The sequence below is a fragment of the Vreelandella sp. V005 genome, from assembly GCF_052645115.1.
Genome location: NZ_JBQXYA010000003.1, coordinates 172,869 through 190,102 on the forward strand (window position 1 = coordinate 172,869; position 17,234 = coordinate 190,102).

Consider the following 17,234-nt stretch of genomic DNA (forward strand, 5'->3'; position numbering starts at 1 on the left):
TGTAGTTGACTATTTATTGTTGATCGCGGTTTTAAGCCAGCGGGCAATCATAGCGGTGACAATAATGGCAAAGAGTAACCGTGCCCATAAGATACCTGCTATATCGGCCCCCAGCATCAAGATCAGCAGTGTGTCTTCTATGACGCTATGACAGAGGCCGAGAAAGCACAGTGCTAACGAGCTATCACGCTTGCTAAGAACTCCGTTTTGCACGTCACGAATCAGCAGCCCTGCGCCGTAGCTTAATCCCAACGTAAAACCAATCACCGTTACATTAGCTGCCGAACGGCCAATGCCTAATAGTTTGAGTAGCGGTAGCAAGCCAAGATGAATCCAGCGCTCCATGCCAAGCTTTTTCAGAAGTTTTAACAAAACAACCAGCGCTAAAATAATCACAAAAATAAGCGCTAACGTTTCAAGCTGTGCCACCGCCCAACCGCTTAACGTTGGGGCTGACGACAAACTTGGCTGCCATACCAATGCTGCTGGCGCTTGTAGCAAGCCAAAATACGAATAAAAGCAGTGTAAGAGCCAAGCAAACAGCAGAGCCCCACCTACACGCAGGACTAGCGTAGCCCACCATGGTACGCCAGCGCGCTTGGCCACAGCCCCTTCAACAGGAATAGAGTGCCCTACCAGCATTAATGCACCCAGCACTGTTACTTGCTCGCCGCTTAAGTGCATATCACCGGCTACTTGAAGAAATACCGCAATAGCGGTGTACAAGTTGGTAAAGAGCGCCGCCGCCCACACAACGCCCAACTGCTCGGGCAAGCCAACTACGCTCATTAATGGAGCTAACACAGTCCCCAGCCAGCCGATAACCCCCAAAAGCTCTAACCCTTTGACGATAAGCAACGCCGGAATCAGGATTTTGAGAAGCGTCACGTACACACGCAACGCGTCTTGTAGTAGAAGAGTTACTCCAGCCAATAAATGGTGAATTTTGACCCGCATTAAGCACCCATTGCCATCGTTTGAACAAACGTTATGATAATGAAAGTGACGCAGAATCTTCTTTTCAATGCAGCGCTAACAATTGATATTCGTTCTTTATAAGCTCAGAAAGAGAATTTTATTTCATGAATGCCATTGATCGACGAATTCTTGACCAGCTTCAACGTGATTCTGGCCTGACCAACCAAGCACTAGCAGATGAGATAGGGCTTTCACCCTCCGCCTGCTTAAAGCGCGTTAATCGATTACGCGACGCTGGAATCATTGAGCGGGAGGTGGCACTAATCAACCCTGACGCCCTAGGGCAGTGCCTGCACATGGTGGTTGAAGTCACCATGGAGCGGGATAACAAATCACTCTACAGGCGTTTTTTAACAACAGCGCTGAGCGCCCCTGAAGTGAAGCAGTGCTATCAGGTAACCGGGGAGTGTGATTTTGTATTGATAGTGACGGTGGCTGATTTAGATGAATACGACTGCTTCTGCGACCGAGTGCTCTATGGCGATGACAACCTGCGCAAGTTTCGTACACTACTGTCGCGTAAGCGGCATAAGTTTGATACATCCGTACAACTCAGTCGTTGAGAAAATAAACTGGCTTTCAGAGCTTAAATTCAGGTAGTGCTGTATTTGAACCCTGTCCCTCAAGCGTTGCCACGACGGTACTAAGCATTGTGGTAAGTTCACGCGACAGAAAGCTAGCGAATCGCGGATTGTCTAGCGTTCGCGCCAACGTGTCAGTAGGTAGAAATCTCGTCATTTCAGCGTGGAAGTCTGTGCCTGAAATGATGCTTGGCAAACGTTCAATCATGCCGCGCGCCTTGGCTGAGTAACCTTCAACGCTGTAGTCCAAAATTTTACGCTTAAGCAAATCAAGGTTAAGCGTTGCGCCCTGCTGTTTTAACCACTGTAGATCCCAGATATCCCGGTGGCGTATATATTTTTTCGTATTTACCAGCGAGACGAGTTTATCTGCCATGATCTCATCGTCACTCTCAGTGACCACCAAAAGATCGCTATAACCATCCGGCAGAAAAGAGTAATTAATCTGTATAGCATGCGCCTCACGGGTGTAAGCAGGAATATTGGCGATCTCCAATTTGATTCGCTGCTTAGGAATGTCTGGGCGCATCGGCGCTGTCACAACGGCAACCTGCCATTTGTCGACACGAACATCAGCGTAACGAGGATCGTCTCTTAGCTCTTTTGGTGCTTTCACCGTGACCTCTAGGCGATAGCGACGACTAACGTACTCTTCAATACACTCTTTTATTCGCATAAAGTCTTCGCGTTTAAAGTCTCGGTCTCCTGCAAAATCAAGATCCTCACTAAATCTGGGTGATCCGCGGCATAGTCGCAAGCAGGTACCGCCCTGGAACGACAGCGCGTCGAGCAAGCCCTCCCGATCAAGGGCATACAAAATATCAAAGTGGAGCAGCTCCTTTTCAATCACCGGACGCATCGCTATACGCGCGGGATCCTCCATTGCTTTCGCCACTAGATTTTCATAATCACCAGGCTCAATCCGGCTCATTTAGCACCTCGATATCAACTAGGTGAGTATTTCTGCCTACGCGTTTAAGGTCAGCCCACGCGGCTTCCGGTGTCGCAATTTTGAGGGGGCGGCCAATGTCCTTCATGCGGTCCATCAGCTCGGTGATTGGACGCCGTGTGTGGGTAAACTCAATGGTGCCATAAGGCGTTCGGTAGGTTCCCTTTCGGCCGGTCGTCATAATAGTCAGCCGATCAACCGGAATCTGTGAGATGGCGCCGTATTCAGATAAAGCAGACTCTAAAGAAACATAGCTGTATTCGCCGCGGCGCATGGCACGGGCGATACGCTCCAGCCGAAAAGCATCTGGGGTTCGAGATAGCGCATAGTGATAGATACCCCGCGCAACGCCTTCAAGCACCCCATGACGGCGGAGGCGGTTCACGCCCTCTTGCAGTGTTTTCGGGCTATCCTCATGGAACAGTTTGGCGAGATCTCGCAGCGTGAAGATATTGCGCCCCTGGCGATCCCAAGCATCCAAGTGGTGACGAGCGATCATTTGATCCATAAGTAGACACCTAGGCTATATATTCATAGTCTACCTGTCTACTTACAAGCTTTCAAGCCATCTTTACCCAGCTAAGCGGTCAACCCAATACCGCGCAAAATCACCGAAGTCACCGACTGCACCGCTTTTTCGAACTGCAGGTCGCTCAGCGGTTGGTCGTCGTTGAGCAGGCAGATTTGGTAGTCGAAATCGGCGTAGTGCTGGGTAGAAGCCCAGATCATATAGAGCAGGTAGGAAGGTTCGACAGGATTGATCTGGCCCGACTCTACCCATTCGCGGATTTTTGACTCTTTCAGCTTGGCCCATTCATAAAGGTTATCGCGCAGACGCTCTTTGAGGATGGGGGCTCCCTGCATCACTTCGGCGGCCCATACTTTTGAGCCGTGGGCGCGGTTGCGGGAGTGGGTCATCTTGGCGCGAATATAGGTGGACAGCACGACACGGGGATCATCGTAAAGCTCGAAACACAGCGCATCCTGTTTCCAGACCTCAAGAAGGGCTAACAGGACATCTTGATACAGCGCTTTTTTGGTCGAGAAGTAATAGTGCACATTGGACTTGGGGAGTTCTGCCAACTGCGCGATTTCGCCCATGGAGGCACCGGCATAGCCTTTTTCAGCAAACAGCTGCTCCGCCGCCTGGAGAATCTTTTTTACGTTGGTTTGCCGAATTTCGTCCTGAGTTCTCGCCACGCTATTCTCGTCCCTATACGCATGAAGTACGCACCAAAAAAAGCACCATCGCAGGGCGACGGTGCTGAGAAGATGTCCTAGTTACCCGAGAACGTCAACTTTGATTGGCAGGAAAGGAGAACTCCGCTCGGGTCGCTTCGCTCACCGACGGCCAGCGCTGGGAAACCGCTTTGCGGCGGGTATAAAAACGCACTGAGTCCGGCCCATAGGCGTGAAGGTCACCAAACAGCGAGCGCTTCCAGCCGCCAAAGCTGTGGTAGGCCACCGGCACGGGCAGCGGTACGTTCACCCCTACCATGCCGACCTCGATAGCGTCGGTGAAGCGACGAGCGGCCTCGCCATCGCGGGTAAATAGACAGGTACCGTTGCCGTATTCGTGATCGTTAATTAATTGCATGGCGTCGTCCAAACTACCGACCCGCACGATGCACAGCACTGGCCCGAAGATCTCTTCCTGATAGATGCGCATCTCGGCGGTCACGTTATCGAACAGGCAGCCACCCACAAAATAGCCCTCTTCATGGCCAGCCACTTTAAGACTGCGGCCATCAGCGACGAGGGTTGCACCGGCGTTAATGCCATCTTCGATGAAGCCTAGCACCTTATCCCGGTGCTCTGCCGTTACCAGCGGGCCCATATCCAGGCCTTTATCAGTGCCAGGGCCCACTTTCAGTTGAGCGATTTTAGGCAACATGGTTTCGACCAAGCGATTGGCCGTTTCATCGCCGACGCATACCGCCACTGAAATCGCCATGCAGCGCTCGCCACAGCTACCGTAAGCCGCGCCCATTAGCGTGTTAGCTGCGTTTTCCAGGTCAGCATCCGGCAGCACCACGGCGTGGTTCTTCGCCCCGCCCAACGCTTGAACCCGCTTACCCGCGGCAGAACCGCGCGAGTAAATCGCTTCCGCCACTGGCGTGGAGCCGACAAACGAAATGGCTTTAACAGCTTTGGCATCCAAGAGTGTTTCCACTGCCTCCCGACCGCCGTGAATGACGTTCATCACGCCTTTAGGCAGCCCCGCTTCCAGCAGCAGTTCGGCCACGGCCATCGAGGCGGACGGATCTTTCTCCGATGGCTTCAATATAAACGTATTCCCGCAGGCAATCGCCATCGGGTACATCCACAGCGGCACCATGGCGGGGAAATTAAACGGGGTAATGCCCGCCACCACACCTAAAGGCTGAAAGTTAGACCATGCATCGATGCCCGGACCTACGTTGTGGGAGTACTCGCCTTTGAGCAGTTCCGGGACACCGCAGGCGTACTCGACGTTCTCAATACCGCGCTTGAGCTCGCCCATTGCATCTTCTGGGGTTTTGCCATGCTCTTCGCTGACCAGTTGCACTAGGCGGTCAGCGTGCTCTTCCAGCAACTGCTTAAAACGGTACATCACCTGGGCGCGCTTGGCAGGTGGCGTATCGCGCCAAGCGGGGAAAGCCTCCTGGGCCGCGCTAATGGCACGCTCTACGTCGGCAGCATCCGCATCAGCGACTTGGCGCATCACTTTGCCCGTTGAGGGATTGGTGACATCCAGTGTGCGCTTGCTCTCGACTAACTCACCGTTAATCAGATGGGAAACAACACTCATGTTTAAACTCCGAAACAGATTAGGCTAACGAATCCAAGGTAGTCGCAACGGCGTCGAACAGGCGCTCAAGTTCAGCCTCAGTGGTGCCAAACGGAGGGCCAAACTGCAGCGTGTCGCCGCCGTAGCGCACGTAGAAACCCGCTTCCCAGAGCGCCATGTGGGCATCCCGTGGGCGAATGATGGGATCGCCGTCACGGGGCGTTAGCTGAATAGCACCGGCCAAGCCGTAGTTGCGGATATCCACAACGTGGTTGCGGCCTTTTAGCGCGTGCAACTTCTGCTCAAAGGCGGGCGCGATGGCGCTCACCTGAGCGGGGAAGTTTTCACGTTCCATCATTTCCAGCGCCGCTAACCCCGCAGCGCAGGCCACCGGGTGGGCGCTATAGGTGTAACCATGGGAGAACTCAACCGCGTGCTGGGGGCCGCCAGCCAGCATAAAGGTGTCAAATATCTCGCTCGAGGCAATCACCGCGCCCATGGGGATAGCGCCGTTGGTGATCTGTTTCGCCACGTTCATGATATCGGGCGTTACGCCAAAGGCTTCCGCGCCGGTAGTCGCACCACAGCGGCCAAAGGCAGTAATGACTTCATCAAAAATCAGCAGAATATCGTGTGCGGTGCAGATTTCGCGCAGCCGATCGAGGTAGCCTTTGGGTGGCACAATCACCCCTGCAGAGCCGGACATCGGCTCGACAATCACCGCCGCAATGGTCGAGGCATCGTGGAGGGCGATTTGATCGAGCAACGCATCGGCAAGATCGGCACCGGTTTCCGCTTGGCCGCGGGTAAAAGCGTGGCCCGCCTGAAGGGTATGCGGCAGATGCGTTACATCCAATAACTGACCGTAGTGTTTCCGGTTGCCACCGATACCGCCCAGGCTGGTGCCGCCGATATTCACCCCGTGATATCCCTTGGCACGGCCAATCATGCGGGTCTTTTCAGGCTTACCTTTTAAGCGCCAATAGGCTTTCGCCATTTTGACCGAGGTATCAGCCGCCTCTGAACCCGAGTTGGTGAAAAACACATGGTCAAGCCCGGTAGGCGTAAGGCTGGCAACCTTTTCCGCCAGCTTGAACGCCAACGGATGGCCAAGCTGAAAGCCTGGTGCAAAGTCGAGGTTACCTAACTGCGCCGCCACGGCTTTTTGAATTTCTTCGCGGTTATGCCCCGCGCCGCAGGTCCATAGCCCGGAAAGCGAATCGAACAACTTTCGGCCCTGGTCGTCGATGTAGTAACGCCCTTCCGCCCCGGCGATAACACGCGGGTTAGCGTGGAAGTCGCGGTTGGCGCTAAACGGCATCCAGTAGTGTTGATTAAGGGCCGTTTTCGAGGGTGAATCCCCCATCGAAGAAGGTGAGGATTGCGTCTTGGTTTTGCTTTTTATTCCAAACATGGTGTCTAGCTCCATCGCTATGAGACATGGTCTCAGCATGCGCCACCACACACGTTTGTAAAATTACACTTTTCTTTTGTTCACGTTAGAGAATGTATACGTATCACCGGCTTTTTTGTCTCTACTCTAGCAATGAGCCAAATAATAAATCGGGGAGTCGCCAGCTTCTTCCGTGCTCAATAAAAGGAATTGATATGAACTCGCTTATTGAACCGAAAATCGCCATCGCTGACTTACGCACTGACAGCGATCGACTTTGGGAATCGCTAATGGAGTTGGCCAAGCTAGGTGCCACCGCCAAAGGTGGCGTTAACCGTCAGGCGCTCACCGATTTAGAACGCCAGGGGCGGGATCTGTTTATTCAATGGTGCCGCACTGAAGGCTGCACTATTCGTATCGATAATATTGGCAACATTTTTGCTCGCCGGGAAGGCAGCGACCCCAACGCCAAAACCGTGATGGCGGGCAGCCACTTGGATAGCCAGCCTACCGGCGGCAAGTACGATGGTTGTTTTGGCGTGCTCTCAGGCTTGGAAGTGATTCGCACCCTTAACCAGCACAGCATTACTACTCAGTCCCCTATCGAAGTCGTCGCCTGGACCAACGAAGAAGGCTGCCGCTTTCCGCCCTGCATGATGGGTTCCGGCGTATTCACCGGTGAGCTGGAGTTTGAAACCATGATGGCCCGCACCGACGCCGATGGCGTGACCGTTAGCGATGCCTTGGACGCCATTCACTACCGCGGCAGCGACAGCGTCTCGCCAAGCGAGATAAAAGCCTACTTTGAGCCGCACATTGAGCAAGGCCCGATCCTGGAAGATACCGACACCACCATTGGCGTTGTTATCGGCGGGCTTGGCCAGAAGTGGTTTGATTTAACCCTGACCGGGCTGGAAGCCCACGCGGGCCCTACGCCGATGAACCTTCGACGCGACGCCATGATGGGTGCTGCGGAAGTTACTCAGGCGCTCAACCGTATTGCCCATGAGCATCAGCCCCACGGGCGCGGCACGGTCGGCTTTATGACGCTGCACCCTGGTTCGCGTAACGTGATTCCCGGCCAAGTCAAAATGACCCTGGATATGCGCCACTGGGAACCAGAAGCGCTGATCACGATGGGCCAGGCTGTCGCCGAGGCAGTCGAAGAGATTTGCCAACGTCATGGGCTGGCGTATGAATTAACGCCCACGGCGGATTTCGCGCCGGAATACTTCAATAAGGAATGTGTTGATGCGGTGCGCCAAGGGGCAGAGAAGCTCGGTCTATCGCACATGGATATCATCAGCGGTGCAGGCCACGATGCGATGTTTGTGGGCCGCGTCGCCCCCGCCGCCATGATCTTTATTCCCTGCAAGGATGGCATCAGCCATAACGAGATCGAAAGCGCCACGCCAGAGCATGTGCATGCAGGCTGTAACGTTCTGCTCCACGCCATGCTGGATGCCGCTGGCCTCGACTAGATTTCACAGAACGCTACCGCACAGGGGCGTGCGGTAGCCGGTGGCTTAAAGCACCACTTCATAACCTTCAAACTTGGGCGGGCCAAGGTAGATACCTTCTGGCGCTTTTGCGTTGGCATGCGCTTTGCGGAACGCGTCTGACTTGGTCCAGTCGCGGAAGGCTTCTTCGGATTCCCATACGCTATGGGAAATAAACACGGTGTGGTCTTCCTGGCTTTCACCTTGCAGCATTTGGAACTGCTTGAAGCCCGGCACTTCATCCAGATGGGAGTCGCGGTTGCGCCACACTTCTAGAAAGTCCTCTTCACGGCCTGGGGCAATCCGAAAACGGTTCATGGCGATATACATGGTGACGCTCCTGTTGGAAGGGTTCTGCTGAATGGATTACGCAAATGCTGGCTTGATGGTAACGTCCTGGGGTGATGACGAACAGGTGTAGCGACGAATAGCCCTCAACCGCCAGGTATCGGTCTTGTTAATGACTAAGGCACCCCTCCAGGTCGTTTGGTTCAAACGCGATTTACGCATTCACGACCATGCGCCGCTGGCTAACGCCGCCGCGGCGGGCCCCGTGTTGCCACTCTTCGCCATCGAGCCCGGCCTGTGGCAGGCACCAGACAGCGCCCTGCGCCACTGGCAGTTTGCCGCTGACTCGCTTATCGACCTTTCAAGCGCGCTGGAAACCCTTGGCCTTCCGCTGTGTATTTGGCAGGGTGATATCGTTGATGGTTTGAACGCCCTCAAAGCGCACTATGGCGAGTTGGTGCTGCATTCCCACGAAGAGACCGGTAACGTCTGGAGCTTTGCCCGCGACCTTCGCGTTAAAGCGTGGTGCCAGCAGCACGACACGCCCTGGCATGAAGCACGCCAGCACGGCTTCGTGCGTGGTTTAAAATCCAGAGTGGCTGACCGCAACGCCTGGGAAAAGCAGTGGGAAACGTTAATGACGGCGCCCACCGCCACTGCCCCGCAAAACGCCCAGGCTGCTGAGGGTTGGCAAGCCTTTCACCACATTGACGCCGAACAGCTTCACGGCCTGACGCTAGGGTTTGATACCACGCCCTGCCCCGAGCGCCAGCCCGGTGGCCGCAGCGAAGGCCGCGCAATATGGCGCAGCTTTATCAACCAGCGCGGGCGGCGCTACCGCGGCTCACTTTCGAAACCGCTGCTGGCTTGGGAATTTGGCTCACGGCTTTCGCCCCACTTGGCCTGGGGCACTCTTTCTATGCGCGAAGTGGTGCAGTCGCTGCGTCGCCAGCGGAAAAAGCATGCGGAAGACACGCCGTGGTCACGCTCGCTGCGCGCCTTCGCCTCCCGGCTCCACTGGCACTGCCACTTTATTCAAAAGCTCGAAAGTGAGCCGAGTATAGAGTCGCAAACACTGCACCCGGCGCTGCGCGGCCTGCGGGAGCGCGACCCGGAACACCACAACCTGATTGCCTGGAAGCAAGGCCAAACCGGCGTGCCGCTGGTCGATGCCTGCATGCGCAGCCTGATTGCCACCGGTTGGATCAACTTTCGCATGCGCGCCATGCTGATCTCCCACGCCACCTTTGGTCTTGGGCTGCACTGGTACGAACCAGCATTACATTTGGCGCGGTTGTTTACCGATTTTGAGCCCGGCATTCACTACCCCCAGGTGCAGATGCAAGCAGGCGCCACGGGCACCAATGCACTACGGGTGTATAACCCCATCAAACAGGCGGAGGATAACGACCCTAGCGGTGAGTTTGTCGCCCGCTGGGTGCCGGAACTAGCGCCACTGCCGTTAGAGTGGCGCGCCAAGCCCTGGGCGCTGCCGGAAAGTCTACGCAAACGGTTCGGCTTTCAGCCCGGCGAGCACTACCCGCTACCCAACGACTTTGAAACCGAAGCTCGCCACTGGAAGAAGATGCTATATGAGCTTCGCCGCACCCCTGAGGCCAGAGAAGCCAGCCAAGCCATCGTGGATAAGCTCGCCAGCCAGCGTCGAACGCCCGCTCAGCGCGCTAAAAAAGCAAAACCCGCCAATCGACAACAGCTTTCGCTGTTTGATGAGGGCGGGTTGGAGGATATGTAGCGGTTACTCTAAGTATGGCTAGCTAGTTTGTTACCAGAAGGTGTGGCCGCATCGGGGAACAATACGGCATGGCATATGCACCATGAGAAGGAGCCTGTTGTTCACCATATTGCTGATATTCGTGGCGAACTGCTTCAGTAATGCTTACTGCAAAGGCCAGATACGAGTCCTATGCTCGTACTTATTAATTGTGGTGCCATCTATCTCTCCACCATTGAAGGTTTTCTAAGCATTCCTCCAACGGCTTTGATCCTTCTTCCTTACTTCTCGTAAGGCTAATAATTGTCGGCATTGACATTGTTCCAGTTGGCTGTTGCTCGTCTGGCTTTCTTGAATTAATAAGATGATTAAAGGTTGCTTGCTGAACTTCCTCAGAATATTCCTCTATCAATCTCGATAGCACAGGATTGATAAGATCCCTTATTGCCTCTCCGAACTGAATTGCTTCCTGCTTGGAGGGAATTACCCCTTTGTGAATTACGCTATTTCGAAATTTAATCTTTGAATTAGATAAAAGGGTCGGCGGTGATTTAAAAGCCATAAGATAAGAAGCAATATAAGCACCTAATTGTCGCTCAGATTGAGAAGACATCATTTTCCATGCTTCGTTAAAAGCACCATCTTCTTGTTTCTCTTGAAGAAATATTACACGGACGAAAAACTCATAGAATCGTTCTAGCGCAGCAGTGAATGATGCAACAGATTCCCTGTAGTAACCGTCAATTAAAGCATATGCACCTATCTCAAAAAGCAACTCAAACTTTTGCTGTTGTAGAATGGTGACTGTTTTGTGGCCTTGAGGGCATGTGAACTCGTATCTTCCATCATCTTTGAGTTCAACATATGTAGGGTATGGAGGAACTGGAAGTTTATCTTCGCCAAATGTGCAATCCATACAAGTAAATGGCAATCTCATTCAGACCTCCTGTGTACAATTAAGGCCAAGCTTTGCGACAATTTTGGAGCCACGAGGCGGTGGATAAATTGTCAGACAACAGCGCATTGTTAGGCGATTCGTTCACACAAGTGACCTACTTCGGGACACTTTAAGAGAAATGGATTTAACCCATTGGCTTCCTTTGGAATCCACAAAAGCCTGAACTCCTTTTGGCTCGCATAAAGGTCAGGCGGCTTTACAAATCCAAGTGGCCCGGGCGGCCGCTCCATGCCGGTGTAGAACCTGTCTTTATAGATCACTTTTCCAGCTGCAGCTTCTCTAATCGAAGCTACCCCTTCAATGACCTCTGATGCGGCAATAAAGAATTGTCTAGGATTGGTTATTTCAACGCAGTACCTGCCAAAAGTTTCGCCCAATTTTTCAGGCGAAAATTCAGTGGTTGTACAGAGCACGTAAGCATCAGTAAGAACTGATTTCCTAGTATTGTTGCTTAATGTAATGTTGCTGCACCCTGGTCCTATATTAATCCCACTTCTTCTCGCGATCTCGACCAAATCCGGATCACTACTGCCACCTACTGCATGACCAGAATTGTAGGTTTCGTGAGCCTCTTCGGAGTCTCCTTGCTCGGGATTCTCATAAGCTCTGCACGTCTCCAATGTACTTAGCCAAACATCACCACACGCGAGCGCATCAGCTTGCCATTCCTCCTGAAAGAACCGATATACCGATTGGTTGTGCTGATGAAGCAGAACAAGCGCCCGAGATGAGTTTTCTGACAGTCCATGATCCTTTAGCTCTCGGCGCTCCCGTTTCAGTCTGCTTTTTCTACCCATGTGTAAGCCCCCATCGCCTAATACCCGTGATCTGGCGCGAAAGTATGTAGGCGTATTTTTTGCGCCCTTTGCTAAAGGCACGCCAACATACTTTTATCGCTCAGGATCGGTTTGTTAGCGCCACCCCGCTGCGTGCCTATGTTGATATACAAACTGAATAGTCCGAAGCAGTGGGTACTGCTCCGGTATTGCGGCCTTAGCAATGCGCATACCACCAATATCAGCGGTAATCTCGGAGAGCAAATCGGCGGACGTCATAATACGCCCGCCAGCCAACGTCTTGACATTGATGTTACTAGCGAAGCCAAGAACAGCTATTTGCTCGATCTCTGTCGGTAAATCTATCCCAGCAAAAATTCCAGGAATATATTTCCTGCCAGCCTCAAACTTCTTTGCATAGCGTGCTTCGCGCACAGCCCATGTATTCGCATCCATAGAGGGTTCAACATGAACTAGGTGTTGGCGCTGCGGGCAAAAGGCGACAACGTCCAGCTCGCATTCATAGCCGCCTTTGACACGCTTTCCAACCTGTACGTTACGACGGACGAAGTACCCTCGAAACTCGTACCATTCCGCTACCAACTGCTCAAGATGATTCATACTCTTTTAAGTCCATTTTCATCCGCCTTTTGATTTCTAACTCATTGCTTAAGTCCGGCGCGCTAAGGGGTATTAGACAGCTCATCCTATGATTGGATAAACGCGCCAGCATGGTGTCCGATAAATGCAGCCAATCACACTCTACCAATCCTTTGATTCTTATAAGTATTAACTTTTTTTATTAGGTGGCAATACAAAACTCGCGCTCCTGCTGCACTTGCCAGCCCCTCCAAGTTGTGAGGCCACCCGTTTTGCTACTTTTCTCACCCATCCTGCCAAACCCACATTAGCACAGGGTGCTTAGGGCAACTGACCATCTCGGCGTTGTGCTTTCAACGCATAAAAAACCCGCCCATCGCCAACAGCTTTCGCTGTTTGACGAGGGCGGGCTTGGTGATGCTTAGGAGAGTATTAGCTAAGCGCTTCCAGTGACTGCTCAATAATGCTCAAGCCCTCTTCCAACACCGCAGAAGAGACGGTTAATGGTACTAAAATCCGGATGCTGTTGCCGTAGAAGCCGCAGGAGAGCAGGATCAAGCCTTTCTCGCGGGCCTTGGCACAGAGCGCACCGGTCATCTGAGTATCTGGCTTGCCGTCGCTATCAAGCAGTTCAAACGCGGCCATGGCGCCGAGCTGGCGGCCGTGGGCGACGGCGGGGAAGCGCTCTTCCCATACGGCGAAACGCTCGGCCAGCATTTTGCCCATCTGCTCGCTGCGGGCCAGGATGTTCTCTTCTTCGATGGCTTCGATCACTGCCAGCGCCGCGGCGCAAGAGAGCGGGTTGCCGCTGTAGGTGCCGCCCAGGGAGTTGGGGCCGGAAGCGTCCATCACTTTGGCGGTGCCGACCACGGCAGAGAGCGGCATGCCGTTGGCGAGGCTCTTGGCGGTGGTCAGAATGTCCGCTTCGATGCCGCTGTGTTCGAGCGCAAACAGCTTGCCGGTGCGGGCAAAGCCCGACTGCACTTCATCGGCGATTAGCAGAATGCCGTGCTCGTCGCACAGCGCGCGCAGCGCTTTCAGGTAGTCCGGCGAGGCGATGTAGAAACCACCTTCGCCTTGTACCGGTTCGATCACGATGGCCGCCGTGCGGTGCGGGGCGATATCGGTCTTGAACAGCGTGCGAATGGCGTTCAGCGAGGCTTCTTCGCTGATGCCGTGCAAAGGGTTGGGGAACGGCGCGCGGAACACATCGCCCGGCATCGGGCCGAAGTCGTTCTTGTAGGGCAGCACCTTGCCGGTCATCGCCAGCGTCATCATGGTGCGGCCGTGGAAGGCACCGTCGAAAGTGATAATGCCGGTACGGCCAGTGGCAGCGCGGGCAATCTTCACGGCATTTTCCAGCGCTTCGGCACCGGTGTTGACCAGCATCGCTTTGCGCTCTGGGCCGCGCACAGGGCTTAGTTCGCAGAGCTTTTGGCACAGCTGCACGTAAGGGGCGTAGGAGATCACCGCCGCGCTGGTGTGCATGACTTTCTTGAGCTGCGCTTCGACCGCCGCGACGATTTTCGGGTGGCGGTGGCCCAGGTTGAGCACGCCAATGCCGCCCGCAAAGTCGATCCAGCGGTTGCCGTCGGCGTCCCACAGCTCGGCGTTTTCCGCGCGCTCGGCAAACTGGGTCGTCGGTGTGGCGGCGCCGTTGGCCACGAAGCGGTTTTTCAGGTCATTCAATTCTTGGTTAGTCATCATCGTTCTCTTTAAAGGCCGCCAACGCAGACGTATTTCAGTTCAGTAAATTCATCGAGACCGTGGTGAGAACCTTCGCGGCCCAGCCCGGACTCTTTTACGCCGCCAAACGGCGCCAGCTCGGTGGAGATCAAGCCTTCATTGACGCCGACCATGCCGTACTCCAACTGCTCCATGGTGCGCCAGATGCGGCGGTAATCCGTGGCGTAGAAGTAGGCGGCCAGGCCGAACGGTGTGTCGTTGGCCATCTGGATGGCTTCTTCGTCTTTCTTGAAGCGGAACACCGGCGCCACGGGGCCGAAGGTCTCTTCATCAGCCACGGTCATCTTGATGGTGACGTCGGCCAGCACAGTGGGTGTATAGAAGCGCTCACCAGCTGCGTGGAGTTTGCCGCCACACATAAGACGTGCGCCCTTGCCTTGGGCGTCGTCTACGTGGCGCTGCACTTTATCGATTGCCGCTTGGTTGATGAGCGGGCCGATAATGCTGCCATCTGCCAGGCCATCGCCCACTTTCAGTGCGTTCACGCGCTCGGTGAGCTTCTCGACAAACGCATCGTAAATGCCGTCCTGCACCAGGAAGCGGTTGGTGCACACGCAGGTTTGCCCGGCGTTGCGGAATTTAGAGGCGATGGCGCCATCAACAGCGGCATCCACATCGGCGTCGTCAAACACGATAAACGGTGCGTTGCCGCCCAGCTCCATGGCGGTTTTCTTCACCGTGCTGGCGCACTGGGCCAGCAGGTGTTTGCCCACCGGGGTAGAACCGGTAAACGAGACTTTGCGCACTCGGGGGTCAGTGGTGAGCACTTCACCCACGGCGGCGGGTTTGGAAGCGGTGACCACGTTAATGGTGCCCGCGGGCAGGCCCGCTTCCAGCGCTAAATAGGCCGCTGCAAGCGCGGTAAGCGGGGTGGCTTCCGCAGGTTTGATAACCACGGTGCAGCCCGCGGCCAGGGCCGGGGCACACTTGCGCGTGATCATCGCCAGCGGGAAGTTCCAGGGTGTGATTGCCGCCACCACACCGACCGGCTCGCGCAGCACCAGCAGGCGCTTGTCCGCGCCGTGGCTGGGCAGGGTTTCCCCCGCCATGCGCTTGGCTTCTTCGGCGAAGAACTCGATAAACGAGGCGCCGTAGGTGACTTCGCCTTTGGCTTCTGCCAGCGGCTTACCCTGCTCTAGGGTCATCAGGCGGGCCAGGTCGTCGGCGTGCTCATTGATCAGTTCAAACCAGCGGCGCAGCAGGGCCGAGCGCTGTTTGACGGGCGTGGCGCGCCAGGCAGCGCCTGCTTCGTAAGCGGCGGCTACAGCGTCGCGAGTGTCATCGGCGCCCATCTCGGCCACGCGGGCAATGGTCTCGCCAGTGGCGGGGTTATCGACGGCAAAGCTCTGCTGACCTTTGCGCCACTCGCTGCCCACCAGGGCAGGTACTGCATCATGTAACCACTGTTCGATAAAGCTCATACATGGCTCCTAGGTAACGAGGTGAAAGACTTACAGATCCATCTTCATATGACGGTCGCTGTAATCACGACCATAGGTGCGCAGTGCATGGATATATAACGCCAAGCCTAAAACCGCCCAGCCGGCAAAAATGGTCCATTCCGCACTGCTCAGGGCCGCCGGGCTACCGGGCAGGTAGAGGCACGCCATACCAAAAGAGAGTAAGACCGCTAAGGTGCCGCACAGCTTGCCGTTGCTAACTTTGAACGGACGTGGCATGTCCGGCTCGCGAACGCGCAGCACCATGAAGGAGATCGCCACAAACAGGTAAGCCAGCACGATGCCCAAGCCACCGGCGTTAACGATCCACACCAGCGCAGGTCGGCCAAAGAAGGGCGCCAGGCAAGAGAGAAAGCCCATCATGAAAATGGCGTTGGTCGGGGTTCTATAGCGCGGGTGCAACTTGGCAAACGGTGCAGGCAGCATGCCGGCTTTAGCGAGGGCATAAATCGCCCGTGAGCCACCAATGTAGAAAGCGTTCCAACTGGTAATAATGCCTGCAATACCCGCCATCACCATTAAGTTGCTGGCCCACGCGGCGTTGAACAGGCTACCCATGGCATCCGGCACGCTCAGTGAGCTTGCCGCCAGCGCGGTGCTATCGAGCGCCAGGCTGGTGGCCAGAATAATCAGCGCGTACCACACCACTGCCAGAATGACCGACATCATCAGCACTTTGCCGATGGCGTTGTAGGGCAAGTTGATCTCTTCCGCTGCCTGGGGGATGACGTCAAAACCCACGAACAGGAACGGCACCATGACCAGCACCGCGACGATGCCCGCGAACACGCCGGTATCCGCCTGAGTAAATAGCGGCAGCATGTTGATGGTTTCACCTTCAAACAGCGAACCGGTAACGAACATCACGCCCACTAGCAGAATCAGCCCGGTCACTACCTTTTGCAGCAATGCGGCGGTCGTTACACCGAAGTAGTTAATCACCATCATGGCCAGTGAACCGCCAACGCCTACCGCTACCCAGGTGGCTTTGACTTCCCAACCGGCAATGGTCCATAGATGACCGACCGCATAGTTGGGCGCGAGGTGCTCAATCACCGTGGGAAGGGCCACCGCTTCAAACGCGACCACACTCAAATAGCCTAAAATGATCGCCCAGGTGCAGAGAAAAGAGGGCCAATGACCCAGAGCGCGGTAGCTGTAAACGTGTTCACCGCCGACTTTGGGCATGGCAGCGGCTAGCTCCGCGTAGGTCAGGCCGACCAACACGATCGCTAAACCACCGATAATAAAGGCTATAATGGCGCCTAGACTGCCAGCGGACTGAATCGCGGTGCCGGTTAATACTATCCAGCCCCAGCCGATCATCGCACCAAAAGCCAACGCTAAAACGTCGCCACGGGCGAGTACCCGGACAAGCCCATCCTGTTCTGATGAAGGAGTCGTCATTATAAAAGTGTCCTGCGAGTTATTAGATGTTGTCGTGGGCGCTGAGGGGCGCGGTATGCTGATTCCAGTGGCGGAATAGTTATACGCTAGCAGGCGG

At 54.9% G+C, this 17,234-nt stretch carries 16 protein-coding genes; 3 read left to right on the forward strand and 13 right to left on the reverse strand.

Going from position 1 to position 17,234, the window contains the following annotated elements; genetic code table 11:
• Nucleotides 1-9: 9 nt before the first annotated feature.
• Complete coding sequence (locus ACUN8H_RS09410) at nucleotides 10-957, reverse strand: hypothetical protein (protein ID WP_445531883.1); 948 nt, start codon at nucleotides 955-957, stop codon at nucleotides 10-12.
• A gap of 125 nt (nucleotides 958-1,082) precedes the next feature.
• Here ACUN8H_RS09410 and ACUN8H_RS09415 point away from each other — a divergent pair, with 125 nt between their 5' ends.
• A complete protein-coding gene (locus tag ACUN8H_RS09415; protein ID WP_445531884.1) occupies nucleotides 1,083-1,541 on the forward strand; it encodes an Lrp/AsnC family transcriptional regulator in 459 nt (152 codons plus the stop codon).
• A gap of 16 nt (nucleotides 1,542-1,557) precedes the next feature.
• Here ACUN8H_RS09415 and ACUN8H_RS09420 read toward each other — a convergent pair whose 3' ends face one another.
• The 5 genes from ACUN8H_RS09420 to ACUN8H_RS09440 all read right to left on the reverse strand — a co-directional run bounded on the left by ACUN8H_RS09420 (nucleotide 1,558) and on the right by ACUN8H_RS09440 (nucleotide 6,692).
• On the reverse strand, nucleotides 1,558-2,490 hold the full coding sequence (locus tag ACUN8H_RS09420) for a nucleotidyl transferase AbiEii/AbiGii toxin family protein (protein WP_445531885.1): 933 nt from the start codon (nucleotides 2,488-2,490) through the stop codon (nucleotides 1,558-1,560).
• Nucleotides 2,477-3,016 (reverse strand): type IV toxin-antitoxin system AbiEi family antitoxin, encoded by a 540-nt coding sequence (abiEi, locus tag ACUN8H_RS09425; protein ID WP_445531886.1) that lies wholly within the window; start codon nucleotides 3,014-3,016, stop codon nucleotides 2,477-2,479. The genes ACUN8H_RS09420 and abiEi overlap by 14 nt, the downstream gene beginning before the upstream one ends.
• Before the next feature lie 71 nt (nucleotides 3,017-3,087).
• The gene (locus tag ACUN8H_RS09430) at nucleotides 3,088-3,708 is read right to left on the reverse strand and encodes a TetR/AcrR family transcriptional regulator (RefSeq protein ID WP_290702230.1); all 621 of its coding nucleotides are present in this window, start codon (nucleotides 3,706-3,708) and stop codon (nucleotides 3,088-3,090) included.
• 94 nt (nucleotides 3,709-3,802) lie between these two features.
• The gene (locus ACUN8H_RS09435; RefSeq protein ID WP_445531887.1) at nucleotides 3,803-5,299 is read right to left on the reverse strand and encodes a CoA-acylating methylmalonate-semialdehyde dehydrogenase; all 1,497 of its coding nucleotides are present in this window, start codon (nucleotides 5,297-5,299) and stop codon (nucleotides 3,803-3,805) included.
• A gap of 19 nt (nucleotides 5,300-5,318) precedes the next feature.
• Nucleotides 5,319-6,692 carry an aspartate aminotransferase family protein gene (locus ACUN8H_RS09440; protein ID WP_445531888.1) on the reverse strand — a complete coding sequence of 458 codons (1,374 nt, stop codon included), beginning with the start codon at nucleotides 6,690-6,692 and terminating at the stop codon, nucleotides 5,319-5,321.
• 194 nt (nucleotides 6,693-6,886) lie between these two features.
• Between ACUN8H_RS09440 and ACUN8H_RS09445 the strand changes: the two genes are divergently transcribed.
• Entirely contained in the window at nucleotides 6,887-8,152 is a 1,266-nt protein-coding gene (locus ACUN8H_RS09445; protein WP_445531889.1) for a Zn-dependent hydrolase, read from the forward strand.
• A gap of 45 nt (nucleotides 8,153-8,197) precedes the next feature.
• Here the strand turns inward: ACUN8H_RS09445 and ACUN8H_RS09450 are convergent, their stop codons facing one another.
• Entirely contained in the window at nucleotides 8,198-8,500 is a 303-nt protein-coding gene (locus ACUN8H_RS09450) for an antibiotic biosynthesis monooxygenase family protein (RefSeq protein ID WP_027336982.1), read from the reverse strand.
• A 130-nt stretch (nucleotides 8,501-8,630) separates the two neighbouring features.
• Between ACUN8H_RS09450 and ACUN8H_RS09455 the strand changes: the two genes are divergently transcribed.
• The gene (locus ACUN8H_RS09455) at nucleotides 8,631-10,211 is read left to right on the forward strand and encodes a deoxyribodipyrimidine photo-lyase/cryptochrome family protein (protein ID WP_445531890.1); all 1,581 of its coding nucleotides are present in this window, start codon (nucleotides 8,631-8,633) and stop codon (nucleotides 10,209-10,211) included.
• Between the two features lie 184 nt (nucleotides 10,212-10,395).
• On the opposite strand, the gene ACUN8H_RS09460 is transcribed toward ACUN8H_RS09455, so the two are convergent.
• The 6 genes from ACUN8H_RS09460 to ACUN8H_RS09485 all read right to left on the reverse strand — a co-directional run bounded on the left by ACUN8H_RS09460 (nucleotide 10,396) and on the right by ACUN8H_RS09485 (nucleotide 17,137).
• Nucleotides 10,396-11,127: a hypothetical protein gene (locus ACUN8H_RS09460; protein WP_445531891.1), complete on the reverse strand. Its 732-nt coding sequence runs from the start codon at nucleotides 11,125-11,127 to the stop codon at nucleotides 10,396-10,398.
• Nucleotides 11,128-11,216: 89 nt separating this feature from the next.
• Nucleotides 11,217-11,945, reverse strand: a complete 729-nt coding sequence (locus ACUN8H_RS09465) for a hypothetical protein (protein ID WP_445531892.1) — start codon at nucleotides 11,943-11,945, stop codon at nucleotides 11,217-11,219.
• Between the two features lie 114 nt (nucleotides 11,946-12,059).
• Nucleotides 12,060-12,545 (reverse strand): hypothetical protein, encoded by a 486-nt coding sequence (locus tag ACUN8H_RS09470; protein WP_445531893.1) that lies wholly within the window; start codon nucleotides 12,543-12,545, stop codon nucleotides 12,060-12,062.
• 411 nt (nucleotides 12,546-12,956) lie between these two features.
• A complete protein-coding gene (gene gabT / locus ACUN8H_RS09475; protein WP_445531894.1) occupies nucleotides 12,957-14,228 on the reverse strand; it encodes a 4-aminobutyrate--2-oxoglutarate transaminase in 1,272 nt (423 codons plus the stop codon).
• A gap of 11 nt (nucleotides 14,229-14,239) precedes the next feature.
• Complete coding sequence (locus tag ACUN8H_RS09480; protein WP_445531895.1) at nucleotides 14,240-15,691, reverse strand: NAD-dependent succinate-semialdehyde dehydrogenase; 1,452 nt, start codon at nucleotides 15,689-15,691, stop codon at nucleotides 14,240-14,242.
• A gap of 30 nt (nucleotides 15,692-15,721) precedes the next feature.
• A complete protein-coding gene (locus tag ACUN8H_RS09485; protein ID WP_445531896.1) occupies nucleotides 15,722-17,137 on the reverse strand; it encodes an APC family permease in 1,416 nt (471 codons plus the stop codon).
• Nucleotides 17,138-17,234: the final 97 nt, after the last annotated feature.